Source organism: Candidatus Symbiopectobacterium sp. NZEC135 (genome assembly GCF_025962695.1).
The window spans coordinates 1-1,204 of record NZ_JAGFPF010000566.1; the positions used below are offsets into that span (position 1 = coordinate 1).

Genomic DNA, 1,204 nt, shown 5'->3' on the forward strand with positions numbered 1-1,204 from the left:
AATAAACGCGTCTCTACTGTAAGAGATTCCCGCCTTCGCGGGAATGACGGAGGTGGGCGGTTACGCCTTCTTCTCTAACAGCACGCCGCATTCCATGTGATGGGTGTAGGGAAACTGATCGAACAAGGCCAGACGAGTGATACGGTGGGTCGTCGTGAGTTGGGCCAGGTTGTTGCACAAGGTTTCCGGGTTGCAGGAAATGTAGAGAATACGCGAGTAACCCTGCACCATGCACAGCGTTTGGTCGTCCAGGCCACTGCGTGGCGGATCGACAAAAATGGTGTTGCATTGATACTCGGACAAATCGATACCCTGCAAACGGGTAAATTCACGCTTACCCTGTAGCGCTTGAGTGAATTCTTCCGCCGCCATACGAATAATCTGCACGTTATCAATCTGGTTCGCGGCGATATTGAATTGTGCTGCGGCGACAGACGGTTTGGCGATCTCGGTAGCCAATACACGGTTGAAATTACGCGCCAGTGCCAATGAGAAGTTGCCGTTGCCGCAATAAAGCTCAAGCAGATCGCCTGTTGATCCCGCGGTAGCCTTCAGCGCCCACTCCAGCATTTGGATATTGATGGCGGCATTGGGCTGGGTGAAGCTGTTTTCAACCTGGCGGTAGGTCATCTCACGCCCGGCGACTGGCAGGCGTTCATCAACATAATCTCTGTCGAGACATATTTTAGTTTTTGTTGCCCGGCCAATCAGTTGCAGAGCGAATCCCTGAGCGCGCAGTGTATCGCGCAGCGCGCGTGCCTGTTGTTGCCACGCGTCATCTAACGCTTTGTGGTAGATAAACGTCACCACGATTTCACCGCTCATCGTCGACAGATAGTCAATCTGAAACAGCTTGTGGCGCAGTATCACATCGTTGCGTAGTGCATCGACCAGAATGGGCATGAGCTGATTAATCAACGCGCTGGCCACAGGGAATTGATCGACTCTGATCCGCTGTTTGGTCTGCTGATCGAACATGATGTGGTAGAGATCGTCCCCTTCGTGCCAAATGCGAAACTCGGCCCGCATACGGTAATGACTCACCGGGGAACGGAACACCTCTGGCTCTGGCGCAGCAAAGGGCACCATCATCTGCCGTAGACGTTCCGTCTTTTCCGCAAGCTGGTCGTCATACTGTTCGATGGGCAGGTTCTCTGGCGTCATGGTGTTCTCGGCTACAAAACGATGAAAAGATGAAAAGAAA

The 1,204-nt window shown here is 52.9% G+C and carries 1 protein-coding gene; it reads right to left on the reverse strand.

The genetic code is table 11. The annotated features are described in order from the left end of the window. Window positions 1-60: 60 nt before the first annotated feature. The gene (trmA, locus tag J5224_RS28815; protein WP_264628514.1) at window positions 61-1,164 is read right to left on the reverse strand and encodes a tRNA (uridine(54)-C5)-methyltransferase TrmA; all 1,104 of its coding nucleotides are present in this window, start codon (window positions 1,162-1,164) and stop codon (window positions 61-63) included. Between the last annotated feature and the right edge of the window lie 40 nt (window positions 1,165-1,204).